21 protein-coding genes and 1 pseudogene are annotated in these 22,951 nt (G+C 60.7%); 14 read left to right on the top strand and 8 right to left on the bottom strand.

Going from position 1 to position 22,951, the window contains the following annotated elements; all coding sequences use genetic code 11:
- Positions 1-190 precede the first annotated feature (190 nt).
- From A3OQ_RS0118345 to A3OQ_RS22980, 4 genes and pseudogenes are all read left to right on the top strand, one after another.
- The gene (locus A3OQ_RS0118345) at positions 191-1,150 is read left to right on the top strand and encodes a cytochrome-c peroxidase (protein WP_152428521.1); all 960 of its coding nucleotides are present in this window, start codon (positions 191-193) and stop codon (positions 1,148-1,150) included.
- On the top strand, positions 1,147-3,639 hold the full coding sequence (locus A3OQ_RS22985; RefSeq protein WP_040580199.1) for a two-component system VirA-like sensor kinase: 2,493 nt from the start codon (positions 1,147-1,149) through the stop codon (positions 3,637-3,639). The genes A3OQ_RS0118345 and A3OQ_RS22985 overlap by 4 nt, the downstream gene beginning before the upstream one ends.
- A 116-nt stretch (positions 3,640-3,755) precedes the next feature.
- On the top strand, positions 3,756-5,165 hold the full coding sequence (locus A3OQ_RS0118335; RefSeq protein WP_161607357.1) for an FAD-binding oxidoreductase: 1,410 nt from the start codon (positions 3,756-3,758) through the stop codon (positions 5,163-5,165).
- 8 nt (positions 5,166-5,173) lie between these two features.
- Positions 5,174-6,178 (top strand): annotated as a pseudogene (locus tag A3OQ_RS22980) (MBL fold metallo-hydrolase); the annotation flags it as partial.
- Positions 6,179-6,350: 172 nt separating this feature from the next.
- Here A3OQ_RS22980 and A3OQ_RS0118325 read toward each other — a convergent pair.
- Positions 6,351-7,535, bottom strand: a complete 1,185-nt coding sequence (locus tag A3OQ_RS0118325; RefSeq protein WP_020176889.1) for a cytochrome P450 — start codon at positions 7,533-7,535, stop codon at positions 6,351-6,353.
- A 6-nt stretch (positions 7,536-7,541) separates the two neighbouring features.
- Complete coding sequence (locus tag A3OQ_RS0118320; protein ID WP_020176888.1) at positions 7,542-7,781, bottom strand: ferredoxin; 240 nt, start codon at positions 7,779-7,781, stop codon at positions 7,542-7,544.
- Positions 7,782-8,185: 404 nt separating this feature from the next.
- Here A3OQ_RS0118320 and A3OQ_RS24735 point away from each other — a divergent pair, with 404 nt between their 5' ends.
- Positions 8,186-8,341, top strand: coding sequence for a hypothetical protein (locus tag A3OQ_RS24735; protein ID WP_161607356.1), 156 nt, complete (start codon positions 8,186-8,188; stop codon positions 8,339-8,341).
- On the opposite strand, the gene A3OQ_RS0118310 is transcribed toward A3OQ_RS24735, so the two are convergent.
- Positions 8,342-8,923 (bottom strand): histidine phosphatase family protein, encoded by a 582-nt coding sequence (locus A3OQ_RS0118310; RefSeq protein WP_020176886.1) that lies wholly within the window; start codon positions 8,921-8,923, stop codon positions 8,342-8,344.
- The gene (locus tag A3OQ_RS0118305; protein ID WP_020176885.1) at positions 8,920-9,942 is read right to left on the bottom strand and encodes a class I fructose-bisphosphate aldolase; all 1,023 of its coding nucleotides are present in this window, start codon (positions 9,940-9,942) and stop codon (positions 8,920-8,922) included. Before A3OQ_RS0118305 ends, A3OQ_RS0118310 begins: the two co-directional genes overlap by 4 nt.
- Positions 9,943-10,070: 128 nt before the next feature.
- On the opposite strand from A3OQ_RS0118305, the gene A3OQ_RS0118300 reads away from it, so the two are divergent.
- Positions 10,071-10,505: a hypothetical protein gene (locus A3OQ_RS0118300; protein WP_244427183.1), complete on the top strand. Its 435-nt coding sequence runs from the start codon at positions 10,071-10,073 to the stop codon at positions 10,503-10,505.
- Between the two features lie 63 nt (positions 10,506-10,568).
- Here the strand turns inward: A3OQ_RS0118300 and pgm are convergent, their stop codons facing one another.
- The 3 genes from pgm to A3OQ_RS0118285 all read right to left on the bottom strand — a co-directional run bounded on the left by pgm (position 10,569) and on the right by A3OQ_RS0118285 (position 13,537).
- Positions 10,569-12,230 carry a phosphoglucomutase (alpha-D-glucose-1,6-bisphosphate-dependent) gene (pgm, locus tag A3OQ_RS0118295; RefSeq protein ID WP_020176883.1) on the bottom strand — a complete coding sequence of 554 codons (1,662 nt, stop codon included), beginning with the start codon at positions 12,228-12,230 and terminating at the stop codon, positions 10,569-10,571.
- A gap of 90 nt (positions 12,231-12,320) precedes the next feature.
- Positions 12,321-12,917, bottom strand: a complete 597-nt coding sequence (locus A3OQ_RS23765; protein WP_020176882.1) for a HupE/UreJ family protein — start codon at positions 12,915-12,917, stop codon at positions 12,321-12,323.
- 11 nt (positions 12,918-12,928) lie between these two features.
- Positions 12,929-13,537, bottom strand: a complete 609-nt coding sequence (locus tag A3OQ_RS0118285; RefSeq protein WP_020176881.1) for a HupE/UreJ family protein — start codon at positions 13,535-13,537, stop codon at positions 12,929-12,931.
- A 168-nt stretch (positions 13,538-13,705) separates the two neighbouring features.
- On the opposite strand from A3OQ_RS0118285, the gene A3OQ_RS0118280 reads away from it, so the two are divergent.
- Together A3OQ_RS0118280 and A3OQ_RS0118275 are read left to right on the top strand one after the other, a co-directional pair.
- Positions 13,706-15,166: a sigma-54 dependent transcriptional regulator gene (locus tag A3OQ_RS0118280; RefSeq protein ID WP_020176880.1), complete on the top strand. Its 1,461-nt coding sequence runs from the start codon at positions 13,706-13,708 to the stop codon at positions 15,164-15,166.
- A 147-nt stretch (positions 15,167-15,313) separates the two neighbouring features.
- Complete coding sequence (locus tag A3OQ_RS0118275) at positions 15,314-15,550, top strand: hypothetical protein (RefSeq protein WP_020176879.1); 237 nt, start codon at positions 15,314-15,316, stop codon at positions 15,548-15,550.
- A gap of 258 nt (positions 15,551-15,808) precedes the next feature.
- On the opposite strand, the gene A3OQ_RS0118270 is transcribed toward A3OQ_RS0118275, so the two are convergent.
- Complete coding sequence (locus A3OQ_RS0118270; RefSeq protein WP_020176878.1) at positions 15,809-16,441, bottom strand: TetR/AcrR family transcriptional regulator; 633 nt, start codon at positions 16,439-16,441, stop codon at positions 15,809-15,811.
- A gap of 128 nt (positions 16,442-16,569) precedes the next feature.
- On the opposite strand from A3OQ_RS0118270, the gene A3OQ_RS0118265 reads away from it, so the two are divergent.
- The 6 genes from A3OQ_RS0118265 to A3OQ_RS0118240 all read left to right on the top strand — a co-directional run bounded on the left by A3OQ_RS0118265 (position 16,570) and on the right by A3OQ_RS0118240 (position 22,898).
- The gene (locus A3OQ_RS0118265; RefSeq protein ID WP_020176877.1) at positions 16,570-17,544 is read left to right on the top strand and encodes an SDR family NAD(P)-dependent oxidoreductase; all 975 of its coding nucleotides are present in this window, start codon (positions 16,570-16,572) and stop codon (positions 17,542-17,544) included.
- A 197-nt stretch (positions 17,545-17,741) separates the two neighbouring features.
- Positions 17,742-18,488, top strand: coding sequence for an SDR family oxidoreductase (locus tag A3OQ_RS0118260; protein WP_020176876.1), 747 nt, complete (start codon positions 17,742-17,744; stop codon positions 18,486-18,488).
- A 22-nt stretch (positions 18,489-18,510) separates the two neighbouring features.
- On the top strand, positions 18,511-19,257 hold the full coding sequence (locus A3OQ_RS0118255; protein ID WP_020176875.1) for an SDR family NAD(P)-dependent oxidoreductase: 747 nt from the start codon (positions 18,511-18,513) through the stop codon (positions 19,255-19,257).
- 295 nt (positions 19,258-19,552) lie between these two features.
- Complete coding sequence (locus A3OQ_RS0118250; RefSeq protein WP_020176874.1) at positions 19,553-20,515, top strand: NADH-quinone oxidoreductase subunit B family protein; 963 nt, start codon at positions 19,553-19,555, stop codon at positions 20,513-20,515.
- Positions 20,516-20,656: 141 nt separating this feature from the next.
- The gene (locus tag A3OQ_RS0118245; RefSeq protein WP_020176873.1) at positions 20,657-22,261 is read left to right on the top strand and encodes a nickel-dependent hydrogenase large subunit; all 1,605 of its coding nucleotides are present in this window, start codon (positions 20,657-20,659) and stop codon (positions 22,259-22,261) included.
- Positions 22,262-22,583: 322 nt separating this feature from the next.
- Positions 22,584-22,898 (top strand): hypothetical protein, encoded by a 315-nt coding sequence (locus A3OQ_RS0118240; RefSeq protein WP_020176872.1) that lies wholly within the window; start codon positions 22,584-22,586, stop codon positions 22,896-22,898.
- The last annotated feature ends 53 nt before the right edge of the window (positions 22,899-22,951 follow it).

Genomic DNA, 22,951 nt, shown 5'->3' with positions numbered 1-22,951 from the left:
GGCGCCCGGATGCCGCACGATTTCAAACGCGCGGACCGGATGTGGCCATGCCATCGGATCGCGAAACGATGAATATAAACGCCGGAAAACCGTCGCACGTTTTTCAGCATTCTGGTTTGGACCTTTCAAAAGGCGCTTCGCGCAGCCAAGCCGCTTGGAACCGCGCGAGGGCGCGAAGAAGGCGGTCGCGATGATTGCTGCCGTTCTGCGGCGCTGGGTGCCAACCTGCGCCGTGCTGCTCCTTCTCAACGGTGCGCAAGCCGAAGGGCAAGACGTTCAAATCGCGGACGTCTCGCGGCCGGGCGAGCAGGAACCCATTACGCCGGTTCCGCCGGTGCCAGCCGAAGATCCGCGCAAGGTTTCGCTTGGCGAGCGCCTTTTCAAGGATCCGCGTCTGTCGCATGATGGAACGAGAGCCTGCATGAGTTGCCATGACGTTTCGAGCAACGGCGCCGATGCCGCCGACCGCGACAGGGGCGTCGATGGTTCCCTCTATCAGTTCAACACGTCCACGGTCTTCAACGCGGCGCTGAGTTTCAGGATCGGCTGGGAAGGTCGTCTTCGCAGCCTTGAAGAGCACATCGAAACCTCGCTCAACAATCCGATCCTGATGGGAACCAGTGTCGATGAGGTGCTCGTCAAGCTCAAAACGGACGAGGAATATGACGGCCTCTTTCGCAAGGCTTACGGACACGCGCCCGATCGTGACAGTCTCTTCAACGCGATTGCAACCTATGAACGGACGCTGCTCACCCCTGGAAGCCGATTCGACCGCTGGCTCCAAGGCGACGCCAAAGCGCTCTCGCCCGACGAACTCGACGGCTACAGACTGTTCAAATCGCTTGGCTGCGTCTCCTGCCATCAAGGCGTGAATGTCGGCGGCAATCTCTTCGAGCGGCATGGTATCTTTCGTCCGCTCGCTTCGCCGAAGCCGGAGATCGTCCGGGTTCCGAGCTTGCGCAATGTTGCGACGACACCGCCCTATTTTCACGACGGCAGCGCGCCCACCCTGGGCGACGCCGTGCGACAGATGGGAGCGGCCCAACTCGACCGGAAATTATCGGATCAGCAAGTCGACACCATCATTGCGTTTCTCGAGACTCTAACAGGGACCTACCGCGGGACGCCCGTGGTGGCGGCACGTCCATGAGAATAGCTCCGGTCTTTGTCGTCGTCCCCCTCCTGATCCTCTTGCTCACCTGGCTGTCGCTGCGGTCTGCCAACCTCGACGCGGAACTCTTCGACCACGCGCTTGGAGAACTTGATCGTTTCGGCATGGTCGAAGCGGGACTCGACCGGGACGTTCTCAACGCGCGCGCCGGCCTTTTGCGGAACTATGATCCGCTGGTGAACGATGTTCAGTCCCTTTACGCGTCGCTCGCCCGATTGCGCGAAACCGTCGCCGGCGACGCGCAGATGCTGAAAGTCATCGATCAACTGACGTTATCGGTTCACCGGCAGGAGGATTTGGTCGAGCAATTTAAAAGCGGCAATGCTTTGCTGCGGAACTCGCTCGCCTATTTTTCCTTGTTCAGCGACCGCCTTGTTCCGGCGGATCAGGTTGAGTCTCTGACGCCGGGAGTCGGCGCACTGGTCGCTGCCATGCTGCGTCTTACGCTCGACACGTCATCGGGCACAGCGCTTGCGGTCCAGGACCGGCTCGACGAACTGGCGAGGCAACCCGTCTCGCCGGGCGATACGGATGCGGTTCAAGCTTTGTTGGCGCACGGACGGTTGTTGCACACTCTTCTGCCCGCGACGGATAAAGTATTGAAGTCGCTTTGCGGCGCGCAGGACAAGGCGAACCGGGAACTGGTACGCACGATGATCCTTGCCCGTCAGGTTGCCTCGCGCAGCACGGCGAGCCGATTCCGTATCGTGCTTTACGTCACCTCGCTCACCCTGGTCGCGGCACTTGTCTATCTCGTCCTGCAGGTCCGAGCGCGTGCGCGCGTGCTGCAACGCCGCGCGGCGTTCGAGCATGCCCTTGCCGGCATTTCGCTGCGCTTTCTCAGAGCGCCGCAAAACCTCGATGCCAATATCGACCAGGCGCTTGCCGAAATGGCGGAAGCCGTTCGCGCCGACCGTGCCTATTTCGTGCTCTCCGGAGCATCGCCGCGGCTTCATAAATGGTGCAAGCCGGGCGAAAGTTTCCCGCCGGACTGGCCGCAATCCGCGCTGTACCTGGCCACGAAATCGAACCGGAACCGCGATGGCGTCATTTATCTTCCCAACGTGAAGCGCCTCGCGCCCAAGCCGGAAAGCGACGCCTATGCCGCTTTCGGTGTGAAGGGCCTGGCATGGGCTTTGGGCTCGACAAGCAACGGCTCCGATGCGCTCCTCGGTTTCGAGGTCGTACTGCACCCCTACAACATCAAGCCATCCGACGAACATGGTCTGTGGCGCATGGCCCTCACTATCATCGTCAATGCAATTGAGCAGAATTTCGCCGAGGCCGAGAAAGCGCGATTGGAAATGCGGCTGCAGCAAGCCCGCCGCATGGAAACGCTCGGCGCCTTCGCAAGCGGTATAGCACATAATTTCAACAATATCGTCGGCGCGATCCTCGGCTTCGCCGAAATGGCCCAAGCGCAGGTGGAAGCCGACAGCCGTCCCGGCCGCAATGTCGTCGCGATTCACAAATCCGCCGAACGGGCGCGCGATCTCGTCGATCAGATTCTTGCGTTCGGCCGGCGCCGCGACACGCGTCGCGGGCGTGTCAACGTGCAGTCCGTCATAGGCGAAGCCGAGATTTTGCTGAACGCGTCTTTGCCGCAAGGGATCGAACTCGTGATCCACGAAGTGCCGGAAGCCGCCGTGTCCGGCGAGGCGGCGCAGTTGCAGCAAGTGATCTTGAACCTCTGCGGCAATGCCGCGCAAGCGATGGATGGCAGCGGTCGCGTCGAAGTGGAGACGCACATCGACGAGATCGTCCGGACAAGATCGCTCAGTCACGGAGACCTCCGGCCCGGCAGCTATGTCTGCATCGCGATAAGCGATGCCGGGTGCGGCATGGATGAAGCGACGCTCGATCGGATTTTCGAACCCTTCTTCACCATGCGCCTGGATGGAAATGGGCTGGGTCTCGCGACGGTGCGCGAGATCGTGCGCGAATATGGCGGCGCCATGAATGTCGAAAGTACGCCCGGCAAGGGCAGCCGTTTCGAAGCATGGCTTCCGTGCCTGACGGGGGCAGAGCCGCGCGCGGTAGAGGAAATGCCAGTTCTTCCGCTGGGACGCGGCGAGACGGTTTTGATGGTGGAGGCCAATGTCGAGCAGCTGCTGCGAAACGAGGAGGTCCTCGCGGCGCTTGGCTATGAACCCATAGGCTTCTCCTCCGCCGAAGATGCTTTGGCCTCCTGCCGCATGGCGCCCGGACGGTTCGACGCCTTTGTGATCAGCCATCTCGCACCGGCGAAGGCGGCGCTCGAGCTTGCGGACGCTTTGCATAAGCTCGCGCCCGATCAGCCGATCGTTCTCGCGACGGCCGCCGCCGAAGAAATCGACGCACGCACTATGCTGAGCATAGGCATTTCCGAAGTTGTCAGGCGTCCGCTCGTTGCGGCCGAGCTCGCAACGGCGCTCGCGCGCACCTTGGCGCCCGACTTCCCGGACCGCCGCCGCGCCGCGAATTCCTGACGCTTAGATCACTCGCACATATTACGTGCCGTAACGCCTTTCTCTCGCGTTGAAATCGCGGCGTAGCACCATCCATCCATTCTCTCTTGGCTTCAAACAGAGAGGTGGAAGCGATGATGAAAAATGGTTCGTCCGGATTATCCGCCCCATATCCTCTGCAGCACGCGAACCAAGGCAGGACTTTGCTGCTTCCCGAAGGTGCGCATCCTCTGATGCGCGAGAAGACGGTGCTGCCCGCCGACAAAGCCTATGCCGGCGCGCGGCAGATTTGGAATGGCGCGGTCAATCGTTTTCCGGCCGTGTTCGCGCTATGCGAAACGGCCGATGACGTACGCGCCGCCATCTGGGCCGCGCGCACCAATGGGCTTCCTCTATCGGTTCGCGGCGGCGGACATGATTGGGCCGGGCGGTCCCTGCGTCAGGATGGCCTGGTGATCGATCTTTCGGGCATGCGCGACGTCAAGGTCGACGCCGAGGCGCGGGTTGCGACGCTTGCCGCGGGCGCCAGGGCCACGGATGTGATCGAGGCCGCCGCTCCATACGGTCTCGCCGCGGCCACGGGCAATTGCGGCGCGGTCGGCATGGCCGGTCTCACGCTTGGGGGCGGCTATGGTCCGTTGACCCCGCGCCATGGCCTCGCACTCGATAATCTGCTCGGCGTCGACGTTGTGCTCGCCGACGGCCGGTGCATTGTCGCCGACGCGGTCGAAAATCCGGACCTGTTCTGGGCGCTGCGCGGCGGCGGCGGCAATTTCGGCGTGGTGACATCCATGCGCGTTCGCTTGCATCCGATCGAGAAACTGCTTGTCGGCATGATTCTCTTTCCATGGTCCGAAGCCGACGGGGTGCTGCGCCGCTATGGCGAAATGATCGAGTCCGCGCCCGACGAGCTTGCGGTACTGGTTGGCGTGCTGCCTGGGCCGAACAGCAACCCAGTCTTGTTTTTGTCGCCGGTTTGGAGCGGCGAGGCATTGCAAGGCGAGCGGATCATGGAGGACTTGCAGCGCCTTGGCACGCCGTTCTTAGCGCAGATCGACGAGATGACTTATGGCGAATTGCTTGGAATGTACGATGCCCATGTGGTGAGCGGCCGGCACTACGCCATAGAAACCCGCTGGCTGCCGAAGCTGACGCAAGATGCCGTCGCATCGATCATGGCGGCCGGCAGTCACAGAAGCTCGCCGTTTTCGATGATCGCCCTGCATCATTTCCATGGCGCGGCGACGCGGGTCGGCGAGAACGCGACCGCATTCGGTCTGCGCCAGAAGCATTTCCTTGTCGAGATCATCGCAGCCTGGGAACCGGGATTTGGGAAAGAAGCCGCGGCGCACAGGCAATGGGCGAAAAATCTTTGCCAGGATCTCGCGTCCGCGTCGCTGCCCGGCGGCTATGCGAACCTGCTCAGCCCCGACGCGTGGGATCAGATCAAATTCGCTTACGGAAGCAATATTTCAAGGTTGAGGCATGTGAAGCAGCGCTTCGACCCCGGCGGTGTTTTCACATCTGCCATTCCGCTGCCGGTCTGAGCGACGAGATGATTTTCCGGCAAATTTTCGACAGGCAGTCCGATACATATACTTATCTCCTCGCGAGCCGGTGCGGCGGCGAGGCCTTGATCATCGATCCGGTGCTGGAGAAGGTCGACCACTATTTGCAACTGCTCGCCGATCTCGGGCTCCGCCTGGTCAAGGTCGCGGATACGCATTTGCATGCCGATCATGTGACCGGCCTCGGTATGCTTCGCGACCGGACGCGCTGCATTACGATGATGGGCGAGCAAAGCCGGGCCGACGTCGTTTCCATGCGGCTTTGCGACGGAGACCGGATCACCATCGAAGGTTTGAGACTCGATGTGCTCTACACGCCTGGCCACACGGACGATTCCTACAGTTTCGTCATGGGCGACCGGGTCTTTACCGGCGATACATTGCTGATCCGCGGGACCGGCCGGACCGACTTCCAGAACGGCGATGCGCGGCTTCAATACGAAAGCCTGTTCAACCGGCTTTTGAAACTGCCCGACGACACGCTGGTCTATCCGGCGCATGACTATAAGGGCGATACGGTCAGCACGATCGGCGAAGAGAAACGCTGCAACCCGCGTCTGCAAGTTCGCTCCGCCGACGAATATGCGGCGCTGATGGAAGGGCTCGACCTTCCCAATCCCGTGATGATGGACGTCGCCCTGCCGGCGAATATGCGCCAAGGGCTCGATCAACCCGGGATGAGACAGCGTGGCTAGTCGTTAAACATAGCGCAGGCGCGGCGGCTGCTCGACAATAGCGAAGTGATCCTGATCGACCTGCGCGAACGAAGCGAGTGCGAGAGGCACGGCATCATTCGCGGTGCCCTCCACATTCCTTATGGCGATATAGCCGAGGCTCTTGGCGAGGACGGGGTTCTTCGTGAACTTGCACGCGCGACAGGGCATTTGCTGCTTTTCTTTTGCGCTTTCGGTGAGCGCAGTGCGATGGCGGTTCAAGCCGCGCAGGATGCGGGGATCAGCACGGCATGTCACGTCGAAGGGGGACTGGCCGCCTGCGGATCTTCGCTATCGCGGGTCGAACGGGCGCCACCCTGCGTTGAGACAGTGTACCTTCTGGTTGATACAGGCGCACTAGCCGTCTTGCCACTGTCAGATATGGTTGGGCGGCAAAGCAGACGGCACAGGCCCCTGTTTTGCAGCCCAAAATTCTGTTTCAAAGCGGGCTTCAGCCAATCGCCAAAGGCAGAGTTCGCGGACCGCGCACCGTTCCTGCCGCCCATATGACCTTGGCATCGGGCGAGAGGCTGAATTCCGGAATTTTCGCAAGCCATTCCTCGAGCGCAACGCGGACCTCCAAGCGCGCCAGATGCGAACCGATGCAGCGATGGATACCGAGGCCGAAGGCTGCGTGCCGGTTCTCGGCGCGATCGATGACGACGCGATCGGCATCGGGAAATACGGCCGGATCGCGATTAGCCGAAGCCATCGCCATCATCACCATCTCGCCTTCCTTGAAGCGGCAGCCGTTGATCTCGGTCTCCTTGACCACTTCGCGCGCGACCACGGTCGGTGCATAGGCGCGCAGGAATTCCTCAACCGCGGTGGGGATCAATCCGGGTTCCGCGGCGAGACGACGGCGGTCGTCAGCATGGATGGCGAGATGCCATAAGCAAGATCCAATGGCACTCCAGGTCGTGTTGATTCCGGCAAATAGCAGCAATCGCAATGTTCCGGTCATATTCTCGTCTTTTAACGGTTGCCCGTCGATCCGGGCGTTGACGAGATAGCTGACGAAGTCTTGTCCGGGCGCCTTCCTGCGTTTGGCAATCTCATCGGTAAAAAAAGCGTTCATTTCCGCACGGGCCTTATCGGCGGCAACCGATTCCGTGGTCGCTGCTTCGAAAGTGTCGTAAATCCACCGGCGAAATAAGTCGCCGGCATCCTCCGAAATGCCGAGCATATGCGCCGTAATCCGTGCCGGAAGTTCCTGAGCGTAATCGATTGCACCGTCGCATTCGCTTTTGCCGGAGAGGCGTTCGAGCCTGTCGCGGCAGATCGCCCTCATGCGTGACTCGAGACCATTGATCGCTTCGGGCGTGAAGGCCGGCAGCAATACTTTCCTTTGATCGTGATGTTCAGGCGGGTCAGAGGTGATCGGGGGCGCCGGTATCAAGGGCGGCGGTTCTTCCCGCACGACGGGACGGCGCGACGAAAAATGCTCGGTGTCATAAACAATGGTACGAACATCCTCATAGCGCGCCGGAAAATATACGCCGACGAACCGATTGGTGTGGGCGATAGGACATTTGCTCCGCATCTCGTCCCAAATTGGAAAAGGATCTGCGATCCAGCTCGGATCGAGGAAATCGAAGTCGGTGGTCCAATCTTTGACGGGCGGACGGCTGCTCATATCTGCTCACTCCTCCATGATCTCGATGGCGAATTCGGGACAATTGGCTTTGGCGAGCCTCGCTTTATGTTCGAGACCCGCAGGGACGATGCCGTCGCCTTTCTCGCGCGAGCTACCGAATTCATCCAATTCGAAGAGTTCGGGCGCGACAGCCGTGCAGCGGGCATGCCCTTGGCAGCGCGCCGGATTGACTTTCACTTTCGATGTTGCGGCCCGGTCGGCGCGTTTGGTCGATTTACCGGCCATGGCTCATGTGTGAGATCGTCATTTCACCCTCTCGCGTTGGAAGACGAGAGCCTGGCGCCTTCGCGGCTACGGCGGGATTTCAGAGCCGAAGGGACGCGTTACAGAGGTAATGCGTCCCGACGCGAAGCTTCCACTACGTTCGTAACCTCATTCTCCCGTGCAGAGACAATCGCGTAATCGCACCCCCGCAGATTTCTCCCGAATGTTGCTCATGGGAGAAACCGATGCAGCGCAAGATATTATCGATCGGTGAGGCCGATGCTCCTCACGTGCTGAGTGTTTACAATTGGGAAGTCGGCGCTTTCCAAATCGTCGATGCCCGACATGAACCGGCGGGAGAAGCCGGTCAGAGCCAAAAGCCAGATGAACGCACTGGCCCAGAATCCGAGACGTGGCGGAGCCGTATGAAGGAGGTGGCTGCCTGGATCGTCGCGGACATTCTCACGGGCTTCGTCGCATGCGCAGTCACCATGAACCCGCATCTGTTTCAAATGATGGATGAGTTCGACGCGCATATGGAGCGGTCGAAGAAGCGCATCGCGCCGGAAGAGAATGAGTGATCATCTGGCAGCGTTCCACAGCGCAATGACACGCACCTCGGGACGGCTGGGCGCATTGCCCAAAAGGCTGAGCGAGGCGGGGTCGAGCTGGAAATGCTGCGCTTCGATGATTGGCAGGCCGATCCATCGCGTGGCAAGGGCGCAGCCGAAATGCCCATGCGAGAAAAGCGCGACATTTCCGTCCAACGCGATGAGCCGCGCGATGAGCCGATCGGCGCGGTCGGACACTTGCTGAGGCGTTTCGCCATTGGGGGCGCCGTCGCGAAAGATCGTCCAGCCCGGCCGCTCCTTGCGGATGTCCATGGAGCGCTTTCCTTCATAATCGCCATAGTCCCATTCGGCGAGATCCGGCTCGCCGTCCGGCTGTCCAAGCCCGGCCAATTCGCAGGTCTTGCGCGCGCGCAGCCGCGGGCTGCTCAACACATGCGTGAACGCGATCCCTTGCAGGCGTTGTCCGAGGCCGCGCGCCATTTCCTCGCCATGCGCGGTCAAAGGAATCTCGGTGCGGCCGGTGTGCTGGCCCGACAGCGACCATAGGGTTTCGCCATGCCGGATGAGATAAAGCCGTAAAGGCAGGCTCATGGCTTTTCCATCGCTGCATTATAGTCGCCGCAACGCGCCGCCCGATTGAGCGCGGCTCGATGATAAAGCGCTTGCTGCGCCGCCGCGACATTTGCCTCTTCGCCGCGCCAGATGTCCAGAGCCGGCTGCTGGATCGCGCGCGAATAGGAAAAGGTCAGCACCCAAGGCAGCCGCGATTTGAATCTGACATTCATGGCGTTCAAACGCGCCGAGGCCAATTCACCGGATTGGCCACCTGACAGAAACGCGATCCCGGGAACGGCGGCAGGGACAGTGCGGAGAAAAGTTTCCACCGTCGCGTCGGCGACTTCGTCGACGCTCTCCTGCTTGGGAGAGGCGAGACCCGGAAGCACCATATTGGGCTTCAGGATCATTCCCTCGAGCATCACCCGTTGCGCGTGAAGCGCTTCGAAAACATGGTGCAGAACCTCCTCCGTCGCCGCGCGGCAGGCTTCAAGCGAATGCGTGCCGTCCATCAGCACTTCCGGTTCGATGATTGGAACCACATCGGCTTCCTGGCACAAGGCGGCGTAGCGGGCCAAGGCATGCGCATTAGCCTCGATACATCCAAGGGTAGGGATGCCGTCGCCTATGGTGATAACCGCGCGCCATTTGGCGAAACGGGCGCCCATTTCGACATAGGCCTTGAGGCGGGTGCGCAATCCATCAAGGCCTTCCGTGACTTTCTCGCCCGGAAAAAGCGCGAGATCCTTTGCGCCCATATCGACCTTGATGCCGGGAATGATGCCTGCGTCAGTGAGGACCTTCACAAAGGGCGTGCCGTCCTTGGTCTTCTGATGGATCGTCTCGTCATAGAGGATCGCGCCATTGATACTGTCGGCGAGACCGGGCGTCGTGACAATCAACTCACGATAGGCGCGGCGGGCCTCTTCGGTTTGCGGAATCCCCGCTTTGGCGAAGCGCTTGTTGCAGGTCTCGGTGCTCTCATCCATCGCGAGCAGACCTTTGTAATTGGCGAGAAGTGCCCGCGCCGTGTCGATCAGCTTTTGCCTGGTCATCCGACCTGCCCTTATTTCAATGCGCCATGTGGTCTACCTAGGCGCCTCTTGGCGACTTTCAAATCGTAGGCTTGACCAGAGCACAGGTTCCATCACAAAGTTGCATGTTGCTTTATGGAAACATCGAAATGTCTCAATCCATATTATCCCTTATGACAACAAGTGCCGTGATCGCCGGCATGCTCGCGATCGGTTCGCCGGCTCAGGCCCAACCCACGCCTCTCGACGTTCTTGGCGCAGCCGCGGCGGTCGGGGTCGCCGGAGCGGTTGCCGGCGCCAATGTCTTCGGCGGCCGGCAATATTGCTGGTATCCGGACGGCTGGCAGGGTCCTGGCTGGTACTGGTGCGGCTATGCCTATCGGACCGGTTACGGCTGGGGCGGCGGCTATGGCTGGCATGGTTGGGGCGGCGGTCCCGGTCATGGCGGTGGCTATCATGGCGGCGGCTACCATGGCGGTTATCATGGACATCCGGGCGGCGGCGGTCATCCGGGTGGCGGTGGTCATCCGGGTGGCGGTGGTCATCCGGGCGGTGGTCACCCCGGCGGTCATCCGCACCCATAAGCCGGACGCTCTATTTCAATGAAGATGCCGGTCATCGTCAGATGGCCGGCATCGTCTTGCGTGTCACGCCTGTTTCGCAGATTCGAAGAGGGCTGCTATCGCATTTCGCGCGTCGTGCTGGATCTCGCGTAAATGCTCTTCGCTGCGAAAACTTTCCGCATAAATCTTATAAACATCCTCAGTGCCGGACGGCCGCGCGGCAAACCATCCATTTTCCGCGATCACTTTAATGCCACCGAACGGCTGGCCATTGCCAGGTGCGCTGGCAAGCTTCGCGCGGATCGGTTCTCCCGCAAGTGTCGTCATGCCCATCTGTTCGGGCGAAAGCGTCTTGAAGACCTTCTTCTGTTCGGAGGTCGCGGGCGCGTCGATCCGCTCGTAGAAAGGCGCGCCCAGTTCCTGTGTGAGCGTGTCGTAGATCTGGCTCGGATCGCGCCCGGTCTTCGCCGTGATTTCGGCCGACAGCAGGCCAAGGATCAATCCATCCTTATCGGTCGTCCAGACCGATCCGTCGCGCCGCAGAAATGTTGCGCCGGCGCTCTCTTCGCCGGCAAAACCGAGCGAACTCCCGATGAGGCCATCGACAAACCATTTGAACCCGACGGGCACTTCGACAAGCTTGCGACCGAGCTTCGCGGCGACGCGGTCGATGATGGCGCTGCTCACGATGGTCTTGCCGACGGCGCAATTGGCGTTCCAATCGGGCCGGTTGGCGAAGAGATAGGAGATCGCGGCGGCAAGGTAGTGATTGGGATTCATCAACCCGTTCGACCTCGTCACGATGCCGTGCCGGTCGGCGTCGGTGTCGTTGGCGAAGGCGACATCGAATGTGTCGCGCATGGCGATCAGCCGTGCCATCGCATAGGGCGACGAACAATCCATCCGGATTTTTCCGTCCCAATCGGCCGTCATGAAACGGAAGGTCGGATCGATCGCGTCGCTGACGAGCGTCGCGTTGAGACGATAGCGCTCGATGATCGGCAGCCAGAAATGCGTGCTCGCACCGCCGAGCGGATCGATGCCGATCTTCACGCCCGATGCGCGGATCGCCTCCATATCGACAGCGTTCGCAAGGTCGGCGACATAAGTATCGACATAGTCATGGGCGTGAACATGAGGCGATTTGCGCGCGCGCTCATAGGGAATGCGCAACACGCCGTCGAGATTTTTTTCCAAAAATGCGTTGGCCGTGCGCTCGATCCAAGTCGTGACGTCCGTATCGGCCGGTCCGCCGTTCGGCGGATTATATTTGAAGCCTCCGTCCTCGGGCGGATTATGCGAAGGCGTGATGACGACGCCATCGGCGAAACCGTTCTTACGATTTTTATTATAGGTCAGGATCGCGTGTGAAATGACCGGCGTCGACGTATAGCCGCCATGCGCATCGATCATCACATCGACCTCATTGGCGGCGAAAACCTCAAGCGCGCTTGCAAAGGCGGGTTCGGAGAGCGCATGCGTATCGATGCCGAGAAACAAAGGGCCGGTGATGCCGCTTCGTTTGCGATGAAGGCAGATGGCCTGGCTGATCGCCAGAATATGCGCTTCGTTGAAAGCGTTGTTGAAGGCTGATCCGCGATGGCCAGACGTGCCGAAGGCGACGCGTTGCGACGGCACCGTAACATCCGGCCTGCCGGTGAAATAGGCCGTGATCAATCGCGGCACATTGACCAGCATCGAGGGGTCGAGCACCTTGCCTGCAAGCGGGCTTATATCACCAGCCAATATCTTATCCTTTCCGGGAAGCGGCGATTGCGCGGCGCGCCTGCGCCAGCGACGTTGCGAGACGCCAGCCGCGATCTGAAATAGCGGAGCTTATTTTCGGAACAAGAGCATAATGTTCAAGAAGGCCGCAGCGCTGGTCCAGGAGCCCAATATCCGTACACCGATTTGCAGCCATTGTGCGGTAACGAATGCCGCGAGGCCGGCCAGATTGAGAAAAAGCAAAAGCACGGCGATCGTGGTTCCGCTGATACCTGCCAATTGAGCAAGAAGAGTGGCGGTCTCGGGTTTGGACTCCAAACCGATCATGAGGCCGATCATACCGCCGAGCCCCATCGCGGCCCAAGCGGGCAGGCGATAATTCGCGGCGACCGCGAGACCGGCGGCGAGACCCAGCACCGTCAGGATCGTCGGCGCGGCCGGAAGCGTTTCGCCGAGATAAGCCCCCGCAAATCCAAGCCCGAGCCCCAGCGTCAGCGCGGGCAGGCCATAGCGTAGCAAGGACGCGCCATGCTGCCCGCACATGAGACCGAAGGCGATCAAAGCAAGCGCATGCTGCAGGGTCAGCAGCGGGTGAATGACGCCCGCGTTGAAATCGCTGAGGCCCAAGCCCTGGAAATGCGCGCTCGCGCTCGAGGCCGCGAAAAGGCTGCCCGCCGCGGCAAGGCCGATCGTCTCGATCCGTCTCATCCCGTCACGGCCTACAGGATGCCGGCGAGATAAGCGAGCCCGGTTATGGCGATGAGCCCGCCGCCGGTGCGAACCGCGATGCGGCCGGCTTTCCATTTGGTCAGGGAGCCGAAGCCGATGCCGATGAGATGCAGCAGGCCGGTCGCGACTACGAAGCCGAGCGAATAGGCCAAGGGCTCCGCGGCCTCCGGCAATTCGACCCCATGCGCATAACCGTGGAAGATCGCGAACGAGCCGACGAGCAGCGCTGCGATCCATAAAGGCGCTTCGACGCCAAGGAGCACCATCAGCCCCAAAACAAGTCCCGACACAGCGACGCCTGTCTCGACGAAAGGCAGCGGCAGGCCGAGCATGCCCCAGGCGCCGCCGAAAGCCATGACCATGGGAAACAGGACCGGCAAAGCCCAGATCGCGGGTGCGCCGAGAAAGGCGCCCCAAAGTCCGACGGCGACCATCGCGACGATGTGATCTGGACCTGTCAAAGGATGGAGAAAGCCCGCCGCAAGGCCGCCGGCGGCGCCGGTTCCGGCATGGGCCAAGGCTGGGCTTGCCCAGACGGCGATGAGGCTAAAACCAATGGCTCCCGAGAGAAGCCACGTCGAAGACAGGCGCCGCGTCACGCGTTTTTCTCTCGCATTTTCTCTGCCTTCGATCCGGCAAGATCCATAGTGGAGCCTCAAAAACCTGCCACAAACCAATCTAATTGTTAAGCACGCGTATTTAGTGCAAACTAACTTAGCGAAGCCGGGACAAACCCGGACGAAATCGATCGGGAGGTGACGGCGGACATGAGTCTCGAGTCGAGCATTCTGTTTGTCGGTGATCCATGTCCGGAGGTCAAAGCCGCAGCCAACGCTTTGACTCAGGACTGCGATTATCGCGTCATCATGGCGTCGCATGATGCCGAGGCGACCGATGTGCTCAATGATGCGCATGTCGATCTCGTTCTTGCCGATGTCGAAAACCGCGATTGCGACGTCGTCGCCTTTCTGGCGCGGCTGCGTTTCACCCACCCGGACCTCGTGCGTGTCCTCCTCATCGGCGATGAAGCCGATGCCAGGCTGAACGAAGCGCTGGCGCGCACGGCAGCCTATCAATATCTCACCAAGCCCTTGCAGGCCGAGCAGACCTGTCTCGTCGTCAAACGTGCTTTGGAGACGCGCGAGCTGGCGCGGCGGCACCGTCATCTCGTGCGTGAACTCAAGATCGGCGAAGACGCGCAATTCGCCCATATCAGGACGGACGTCCCCTCGAAAGGCGATGCCCGCCATTTCGAGCGGCTCGTCTATGCGAGCGAAGTCATGGCCGAAGTCTGCGGCCTTGCCCGCGAGGTGGCGCGCACCGATCTGCCGGTCTTGATCGAAGGCGAGACCGGCACCGGCAAGGAATTGCTCGCCCGCGCTCTGCATTTCCATTCGCGCCGGACGTCGAGCCCTTTGATGATCCAAAATTGCGGCGGCATGCGCGACGAACTCCTGCATTCGGAGCTCTTCGGCCATAAGCGCGGCTCCTTTACGGGCGCGGTCAGCGATCGTTTGGGGCTGTTTCGCGCCGCCGATGGCGGCACCGTCTTTCTCGATGAGATCTCCGAGGTGTCGCCATCGTTTCAAGTGAGCCTCCTGCGGTTTTTGCAGGAGGGCGAGGTGAAGCCGCTTGGCTCGGACGTCACAATGCACGCCAATGTGCGGATCATCGCCGCCTCCAACAAGCCGTTGAAGCAATTGGTCAAGGCCGGGCAGTTTCGGGAAGATCTTTATTTCCGCCTGAAAGGCTTCGAACTGGAAGTGCCGCCCTTGCGCGCGCGGCCGGACGACATTCCCGTCCTGACCGAATTCTTCGTCCGCAAGCACGGCGGCCTGCTCAGCAATCGCGTGATCGGCGTCACCAATGACGTGCTCAATGTTTTGCGGGCCTATCATTTTCCGGGCAATGTGCGCGAACTTGAAAACGAGGTGCGGCGCATGGTGGCGCTGGCCAAGGATGGCGAATATCTGACGCGCCGGCATTTGTCGCCCGCGCTGGCGAAATTGCGCGTCTCAGCGCCGAGCGATGGCCTCGGCTTCAAGGCCGAAGGCAAGACCTTGAAGGAAATGGTCGAGTCGCTCGAAGGGCAGCTTGTCCATCGTGTCCTTGAAAAGAACCGCTGGAACCAGAGCAAGGCCGCGAGGGAGCTCGGTCTTTCCCGCGTTGGCCTCGCCAATAAGATCCGCCGCTACGCACTGGCGGAAGGCAAACCCGGCCTGAGCTGAAGCGGGACCGCGCGGCGCGGCTAATTGCAGGGAGGCGGCCGCAGGCTTCCCTGGAACGGGCTTTCCTGGAACGGATTCGCACCCATATGATTTCCTTGCGAAACCTGCGCCTGCGAGCGAAGCTCGGGCGCGTGCAAGGAACGAGACATGTCTGAAGACGATGACGCGCGCTCGCCCGCCGAGGTGGTCCGCTTTCCGCAGTCGCGCACGGCGCCACCGGCCAGCGTCGGCGGCTACAAGGATCTCGGCATCGGCGCCATGGCGCGGCACCTCAATATGCGCGAAAGCCAGATGACCGGCCATTGGTGCAGCCCTTGTAACGGCATGTGGTTTGGCTATGCGTTCGAAGTCGAATGCCCGCAATGCGGTAATCGGCATGGTTGAAGACGGTTCGGCGCGCGCGGAGAAATCTCAAGACAGAGCTTGGAGATTGGATCTCACGCGGCGAGTGGAAAGAAGGGGCGGATAGCGGACATTCGCACCAGATTTATCCATCCCGCAAACCCTTGATATTTTTAGCTTGGAATCGTGGCTGCAAAATTCTTGATATTCGCAACACGGGGCGCAGGCGTGTCCTAGCCTAGGGGCCGAGTGGGCGGCGCCAGCGCAAGTCGCTTGCTCCAACCATCACGCCATGCAGCTTCAACGATCCTGCACCGCATTTCCACTTCGCGACAGGAGCACCAAGTCGGCCGCTTCCTCTGCGTCTCTGAGAAGCGTCTTGCGCGGCGTGCCCATCTGCGCACGCATGGTCAGGCCGCGGCCAAGGTCGAGGACCTGGCTCGCGCGCGTGGCTACTGGAAAGTCAGGCGGGACTTCTCCCGCGTCGATCCCGTCGCAGAAACGGCGTTCCACCAGCGCCAGGCCGGCAGCCACGGCGTCCTGCAGGAACTGCCGGACCTCAGTATCATCGACGAGGGGCGCGACGCACACGAGAAGACACCCCGGGGCTGATCCTTCCTCGGTCGCAGTTTCTACGGCGTTCCTCAGGAAGCCGGCGAGCGCGTCGCGAAGAGTCGGCGGCGAGAAGAGCGCCTTCGCAGCGCGAGCGCCCTTTGCCTCTGCGTATGCCCTAAGGGCGCGCAAGAATATCGTCCGCTTGTCCCCGAAGACGGAATATAGGCTTGGCCGTCCCACACCCATGCCTGCGACGAGATCGTCGATCGTCACGCCATCGTAGCCTTTCGACCGGAACACCCTGGTCGCCTTTTCCAGCGCGTCCCTCTCGTCGAAGCTACGTGGGCGTCCACGGGACCTCTCTGAATTTTGAAACATTTAGTTTGAAACTCATTGACCGCGACATTTACACAGATATATAATCGAACAGTTCAAAAATAACAAGAACAAGGCGGCCCCAGCCTCGCAGGACTCCTTCGACCTCAACCTTCATCACGGAGCCGCCCATGGAACATTCGATCGCACTCGTCACTGGCGCCACCTCCGGGCTCGGATATGCCGCAGCCCGCTCTCTTGCCGAAGAGGGCTGGGGCGAGATCATCATCACCGGACGCAGCCTGGCCGGGGCCAAGGAAGCGGCCGCCCAGCTCGCGGCGGAGACCAGAAAACAGGTCTTCACGCCGCTGGAGCTTGATCTGAACACGCCGACCAGCGTCGATTCCGCTCTCGCCGAGATCGTCAAGCGCGGTCGGCCGATCGACTTCCTACTGCTCAATGCCGGGCTGGTCCCTACCAAGGCGCGCGTGATCACTGCGGTGGGCGTCGAGGCTTCTCAGGCCCCGCTGATCGGCCATCATCAACTGACTGTCGGCTTGCTTCGCGTCAACCTGCTGAGCCCCAACGCGCGGATTGTTATCTCCGGTGCGGAGCCAGCCCGAGGGGGCGTCCCCATGTTCAGCTACACCGACGTGCCTGCCTTCGCGGCCAAGAGTTACCAGGGTAACCGAACCGCCGCTGTTGAAGCCCTGATTCGCAACGGGCCAAACGTGAAGTACGTGCCCAACAATGCCTATGCCGACGCGAAGCTCATTATCGCTTGGTGGGTCGCGGCGCTGGCGCGCCGGCTACCCTCCGGCATGGCCGTGTACGCTGTCTCGCCCGGTGGGGCGACCGACACCAAGGTGGTGCGAAACGCTGGCCCGTTGTTGAAGTATCTGTTTATCCCAATCGTGAACCTCATTCCCGGCATGAATCAGACGCCGGAGACCGCAGCCCGTCGGTACCTCCAGGCGTCGGAGTTCGGAACCGACGTCTCGGGGCAATTCTTCGCCTCGGCTCAAGGGAAGTTTTCGGGCCCAATTGAGGCGCAGCGCCACCCACACCTCCACGATCACGTCAGCCAGGAAGCCGCGTGGCATGCCGTCGTCAAGGTCTCCGGCATCGACTTGTCTAACCCGGCATCCTTAAGCGCGGTGTCCTGAAGGAGCGCCGGTCGCTGCGAATTGGTCGCGGTGACCCGAATGCATGCGATTGCGGCGCTGCGCGCTCGTCCACCGGTCTTACTATGTTTTGAAATAAATAGTTCAAAAATATCTTGACCGCAGCCATCGTGGCTAATTATCATACTAAATAGTTCAAAATAAGCTAGGCGCCCCCTGGCGTCGCAAGGAGAGTACGCATGGAACGGTACGAAGCGAAGCGGGCGGTGATCATCGGCGGCACGAGCGGCATAGGGCTCGCGACGGCGAAGATGCTCGTCGAGGGTGGCGCGCGTGTTCTCGTGACGGGGCGGTCGCAGGCCGGCCTGGATTCGACGCAGAAGGAGCTTGGGAAGGGCGGCGTCGCGGTTGCGAGCGACGCGCGCTCGTTGACGGACCTTGACGCCCTCGCCGTGCGGGCGAAGGCCGAGTTCGAGACTATCGATCTGCTCTTCGTCAACGCCGGGTTTAGCCTCTTCGCCCCACTCGCAGACACGACCGAGGCGAGCTTCGACGAGATGTTCAACCTGAACGCCAAGGGGCCGTTTTTCGCGGTGCAGAAGCTCGCGCCGCTGATCAACCAGGGTGGCGCCGTCGTCCTCACGACCTCGACCGCCAACATCAAGGGGATGCCCATGATCGCCGCCTATGGAGGGGCCAAGGCCGCGCTGCGATCCTTCGCTCGGACCTTCGCCGCTGAGCTGCTTCCTCGGGGGATTCGCGTCAACGCGGTGTCGCCCGGCCCCATCGAGACGCCGATCATCGGCAAGGCCTTTCCCGATAAACCAACGGCCGACTATCTCACCGGGCAGATGCGCGAAGCCAATCCGATGAAGCGCTTCGGAACGTCGGAGGAAGTCGCCAAGGCCGTCCTCTTCCTCGCATTCGATGCGACCTACACGAACGGCCTCGAACTTCCGGTCGATGGCGGTTGGTCGCAACTCTGACGTTATGATTGCAGGAAACAAAATGTCTTTATTGAAAAACAAGATCGCCGTCGTCACGGGAGGCAGCAGCGGCATTGGCCTCGCGACCGCCAAGAGGTTCGTTGAAGAGGGCGCCTATGTGTTCATCGCCGGTCGCCGGCAGGCCGAACTCGACAAGGCCGTCGCAGAGATCGGCACGAACATCACCGCCGTAAAGACCGACATCTCCAAGCTCGATGACCTCGACCGTCTCTACGAGATCGTCGCGAAGAAGGGCAAGATCGATGTGATTTTTGCGAGCGCGGCCTTCGTCGAAAAGACGATGACCCCCGCCGCGACGCCCGAGCATTTCGACAAGACCTTCAACACCAACGCTCGCGGCACTTATTTCACCGTTCAAAAGGCGCTGCCCCACTTGAATAATGGGGCCTCCATCATCCTCGTGGCGTCCGCCGGGAAGAATAAAGGCTTTCCGGGCCGCAGCACCTACAGCGCCACCAAGGCAGCACTGAGGTCATTAGCCCGCACGTGGACCAGCGAACTCAAGGATCGGAAGATCAGGACCAACGTGCTGAGCCCTGGCGCGGTCGACACGCCAATGTTCGACGAGCAGTTCCCGTCCAAAGAGGGCGCCGCCGAAGCCAGAAACCAGATCACTGCGATGACGCCTCTGGCACGCTTGGCGCGCCCCGAGGAGATCGCCTCCGCAGCTCTATTCCTCGCCTCCGATCAGAGCAGCTACGTCGCAGGCATCGACCTGCCAGTCGACGGGGGCCTGACGGCGGTCTAGTTAGGTCGTGTGCAGTGATGACCGACCCAGCAAACAATCTGGTTCCCAATAAGGGAAAACTTTGGCGCTTCGTGGCTACCGTCGGCGCTTGGTTCAAAAGACCTCACGCTTGCCTTGTGAACTAAGTTTGCAGCTGCATAGTAAGTTGCTTTTCATTCCGCACTGCAACAGCCCGAATCTTCTTCATCTTGTCTTTGATTTAGAATGATTTTCATTCCATTCGCCTGCATGGCATAGCCTTTGCGCTCTCCTTGATGAAACCTCGCGTTCCGACGAGGCTTGATGGGAGAAGCGAATGGCCAATCTCTTGTGGCTGCAAGGCGGTGCCTGCTCCGGCAATACCATGTCCTTTTTGAATGCCGAGGAACCGAGCGCTTGCGACTTGGTGACGGATTTCGGCATCAATGTTCTATGGCATCCTTCTCTTGGCCTCGAACTCGGCGATAACGTCAAGCAGCTCTTGCAGGACTGCATCAGCGGCAAGATCCAGCTCGACATCTTCGTCTTCGAAGGCACAGTGGTGAACGCACCGGACGGCACCGGCAATTGGAACCGCTTCTGCGGACGGCCCATGAAGGATTGGGTCAAGGAATTGTCTGACGCAGCGCAATTCGTCGTCGCGATCGGCGATTGCGCGACCTGGGGCGGCATCCCGGCCATGGCGCCGAACCCGAGCGAATCCGTCGGCATGCAATTCTTGAAGCGCGCACCCGGCGGCTCGCTCGGCACGGGCTTCACCTCGAAAGCAGGTCTGCCCGTCATCAATATTCCGGGCTGTCCGGCGCATCCCGATTGGGTGACGCAGATCCTCGTGGCGGTTGCCTCGGGCCGCGCGGGCGATCTGACGCTCGACGAATTCCATCGGCCGAAAACCTTCTTCTCGAGCTTCACGCAGACGGGCTGCACCCGCAACATGCACTTCGCCTATAAGGTTTCGGCGACCGAGTTCGGCCAGCGCAAGGGCTGTCTTTTCTACGATCTCGGCTGCCGCGGACCGATGACCCACAGCCCTTGCAACCGCGTGCTGTGGAACAGGCAGTCGTCCAAGACCCGCTCCGGCATGCCCTGCATGGGCTGCACCGAGCCGGAATTCCCCTTCTACGATCTCGATCCCGGCACGGTGTTCAAGACGCAGACGGTCATGGGCGTTCCGAAGGACATGCCGACGGGCGTCGACAAGGCCGGCTACATCAAGCTGACCGGCGCTGCAAAGGCCGCCGCGCCCGCTTGGGCCGAGCAAGATATTTTCGTGGTCTGATCCGATCCGTTTCGGCTTGGAGCGAGCCGCTTTCGCGTCTCGCTCCGAATTTCAACAGTCGCATTTTCGGACGGCGAACCGGAATCCACTTCGCCTGAAAATGCTTTAGCGCCGCCTTCCTATTTCCAAGGAGTAAGCATCATGGCTGAAGCAGCCGTTCAGACGCTCGATATTTCACCGGTCGGCCGCGTCGAAGGCGACCTCGACGTCCGCGTCGACATCCAGAATGGAGTCGTCGTCAATGCCTGGACTCAAGCCGAATTGTTTCGCGGCTTCGAGATCATTCTGCGTGACAAGGACCCGCAAGCGGGTCTCGTCGTCACGCCCCGCGCTTGCGGCATCTGCGGCGCCTCGCATCTGACCTGCGCCGCCTGGGCGCTCGACACGGCGTGGGGCACGACAGTGCCGCGCAACGCGATCCTCGCCCGCAACCTCGGGCAATTGACCGAATCGATCCAGAGCCTGCCGCGCCATCACTACGGCCTGTTCATGATCGACTATACGAACAAGGCCTATTCCGGCAGCAAATATTACGAAGAAGCGGTGAAGCGCTGGGCGCCCTTCACCGGCACCAATTACGAGCTCGGCGTGACCATCTCCGGCCGCCCGGTCGAGATCTACGCGCTGCTCGGCGGGCAATGGCCGCATTCGAGCTATATGGTTCCGGGCGGCGTCATGTGCGCGCCGACTTTGACCGATGTCACCCGCGCATGGTCGATCCTCGAACATTTCCGCCGCAACTGGCTGGAGCCGGTCTGGCTCGGCTGCTCGCTCGAACGCTACGAGCAGATCAAGAGCTATGACGACTTCCTGGCCTGGCTCGACGAACGTCCCGAACATGCCAATTCCGATCTCGGCCTGTTCTGGCGCATGAGCCTCGACATCGGCCTCGACAAATATGGCAAGGGCCACGGCAAATATGTGACCTGGGGTTATCTCCCGCATGAAGACAAGTACAATAAGCCGACGATCGACGGCCGCAATGCGGCAATGATCATGAAGAGCGGCGTCTATGACGGCGCGACCGACACGCATAAGCTCATGGAGCAAGGGTTTACGCGTGAGGATACGATGCATGCGTGGTATGACGAAGGCACCAGCCCAGTGCATCCTTTCGACCGCACGACGAAGCCGATCGCCAAGAACGATCTCGACCATGCCGGGAAATATTCTTGGGCGACCGCGGTCTCCCATGTCGACAATGGCCGTCTCGAAGCGGGTCCGCTCGCTCGCCAGCTCGTCGCCGGCGGCACGCATGGCGAAAGCTTCCAATGGCACGATCCTTTGGTGCTCGACATGTATAAGAAGATGGGCGGCGCCAGCGTGGCTCTGCGCCATTTCGCCCGCATGCACGAAGGCGCGAAGATCTATCGCGAGATCGAACATGTGCTGCGCGAATTGCGCCTGAACGACGAATGGTACATCAAGCCTACCGAAAAGGACGGTCGCGGCTGGGGCGCGACGGAAGCCATTCGCGGCGCACTGTGTCACTGGATCGAAGTCCAGGGCGGCAAGATCAAAAACTACCAGATGATCGCACCGACCACCTGGAATGTCGGGCCGCGCGCCGGAACCAGCGAGCGGGGGCCGATCGAAGAGGCTTTGATCGGCACGCCGATCAAGGATCCGCACGATCCCGTCGAAGTCGGGCATGTGGCTCGCTCCTACGACTCGTGTCTGGTTTGCACCGTGCATGCGCATGATGCGAAAACCGGCGAGGAACTTGCGCGCTTCCGCACGGCATGACGGGCTTTTAGCGGGAGAGCGAGGGCCTCGCTCTCCATGCTGCCAGTCTCGCCGATATACGCGTGTCGGCGGGGGAAGTGAAATGATCTAACGTTTAAGCGAGATCCTTTTTTCCGTCTCGACAGGGAAAAGGATCTCGATACTCTTTCTAGCGGTCGATAATCCCCAAATTGGGGTGACGAACCTTTCTTTCAAACCTGGGTCTCGCTGAGGCAAGCGATTTCACATATGACTTAAAGCGGATCGCGATCCGCTACCGAATCGTCAATGCTGTTTCGCGACGGGCCACGGCTTCGTCGATTGTTTCTGGGGGACGGATTCCATGTCGATGTCGGAAACCGATGACGTCCTGAACAAAATTTCCACGCTTTTGGCGAGCGGCCTGGAAACCAAAACCGAGCCCTTTCCGGAAACGGAAAAGGAGTTCGGCGAGATCTTGAAGGAGCTGCGGGCACTCGATCCGGACGACCTCAAGAACAAGCTTGTCATCGGCGGATTCCTGAATCATCCCTATGGCGAAGAACAATATCGCTGCATGGAGTGCATGTATTATCTCGTGCACCGCAAATGGTGCGATTTGCCGGAACTGGCGGTCCCTGTCGAAGCCGAATGGTGGTGCCGGCTGTGGCGCATCTGACGAGTCCCTTTTCAAGGCCTGCCTTCCCCGGCCGGCAGAATCTTGGCGAGTCT

It is taken from the genome of Methyloferula stellata AR4, assembly GCF_000385335.1.
Taxonomy (GTDB): domain Bacteria; phylum Pseudomonadota; class Alphaproteobacteria; order Rhizobiales; family Beijerinckiaceae; genus Methyloferula; species Methyloferula stellata.
The sequence above is the reverse complement of the archived record's forward strand: the minus strand, read 5'-3'. Positions and strand labels throughout refer to the sequence as shown.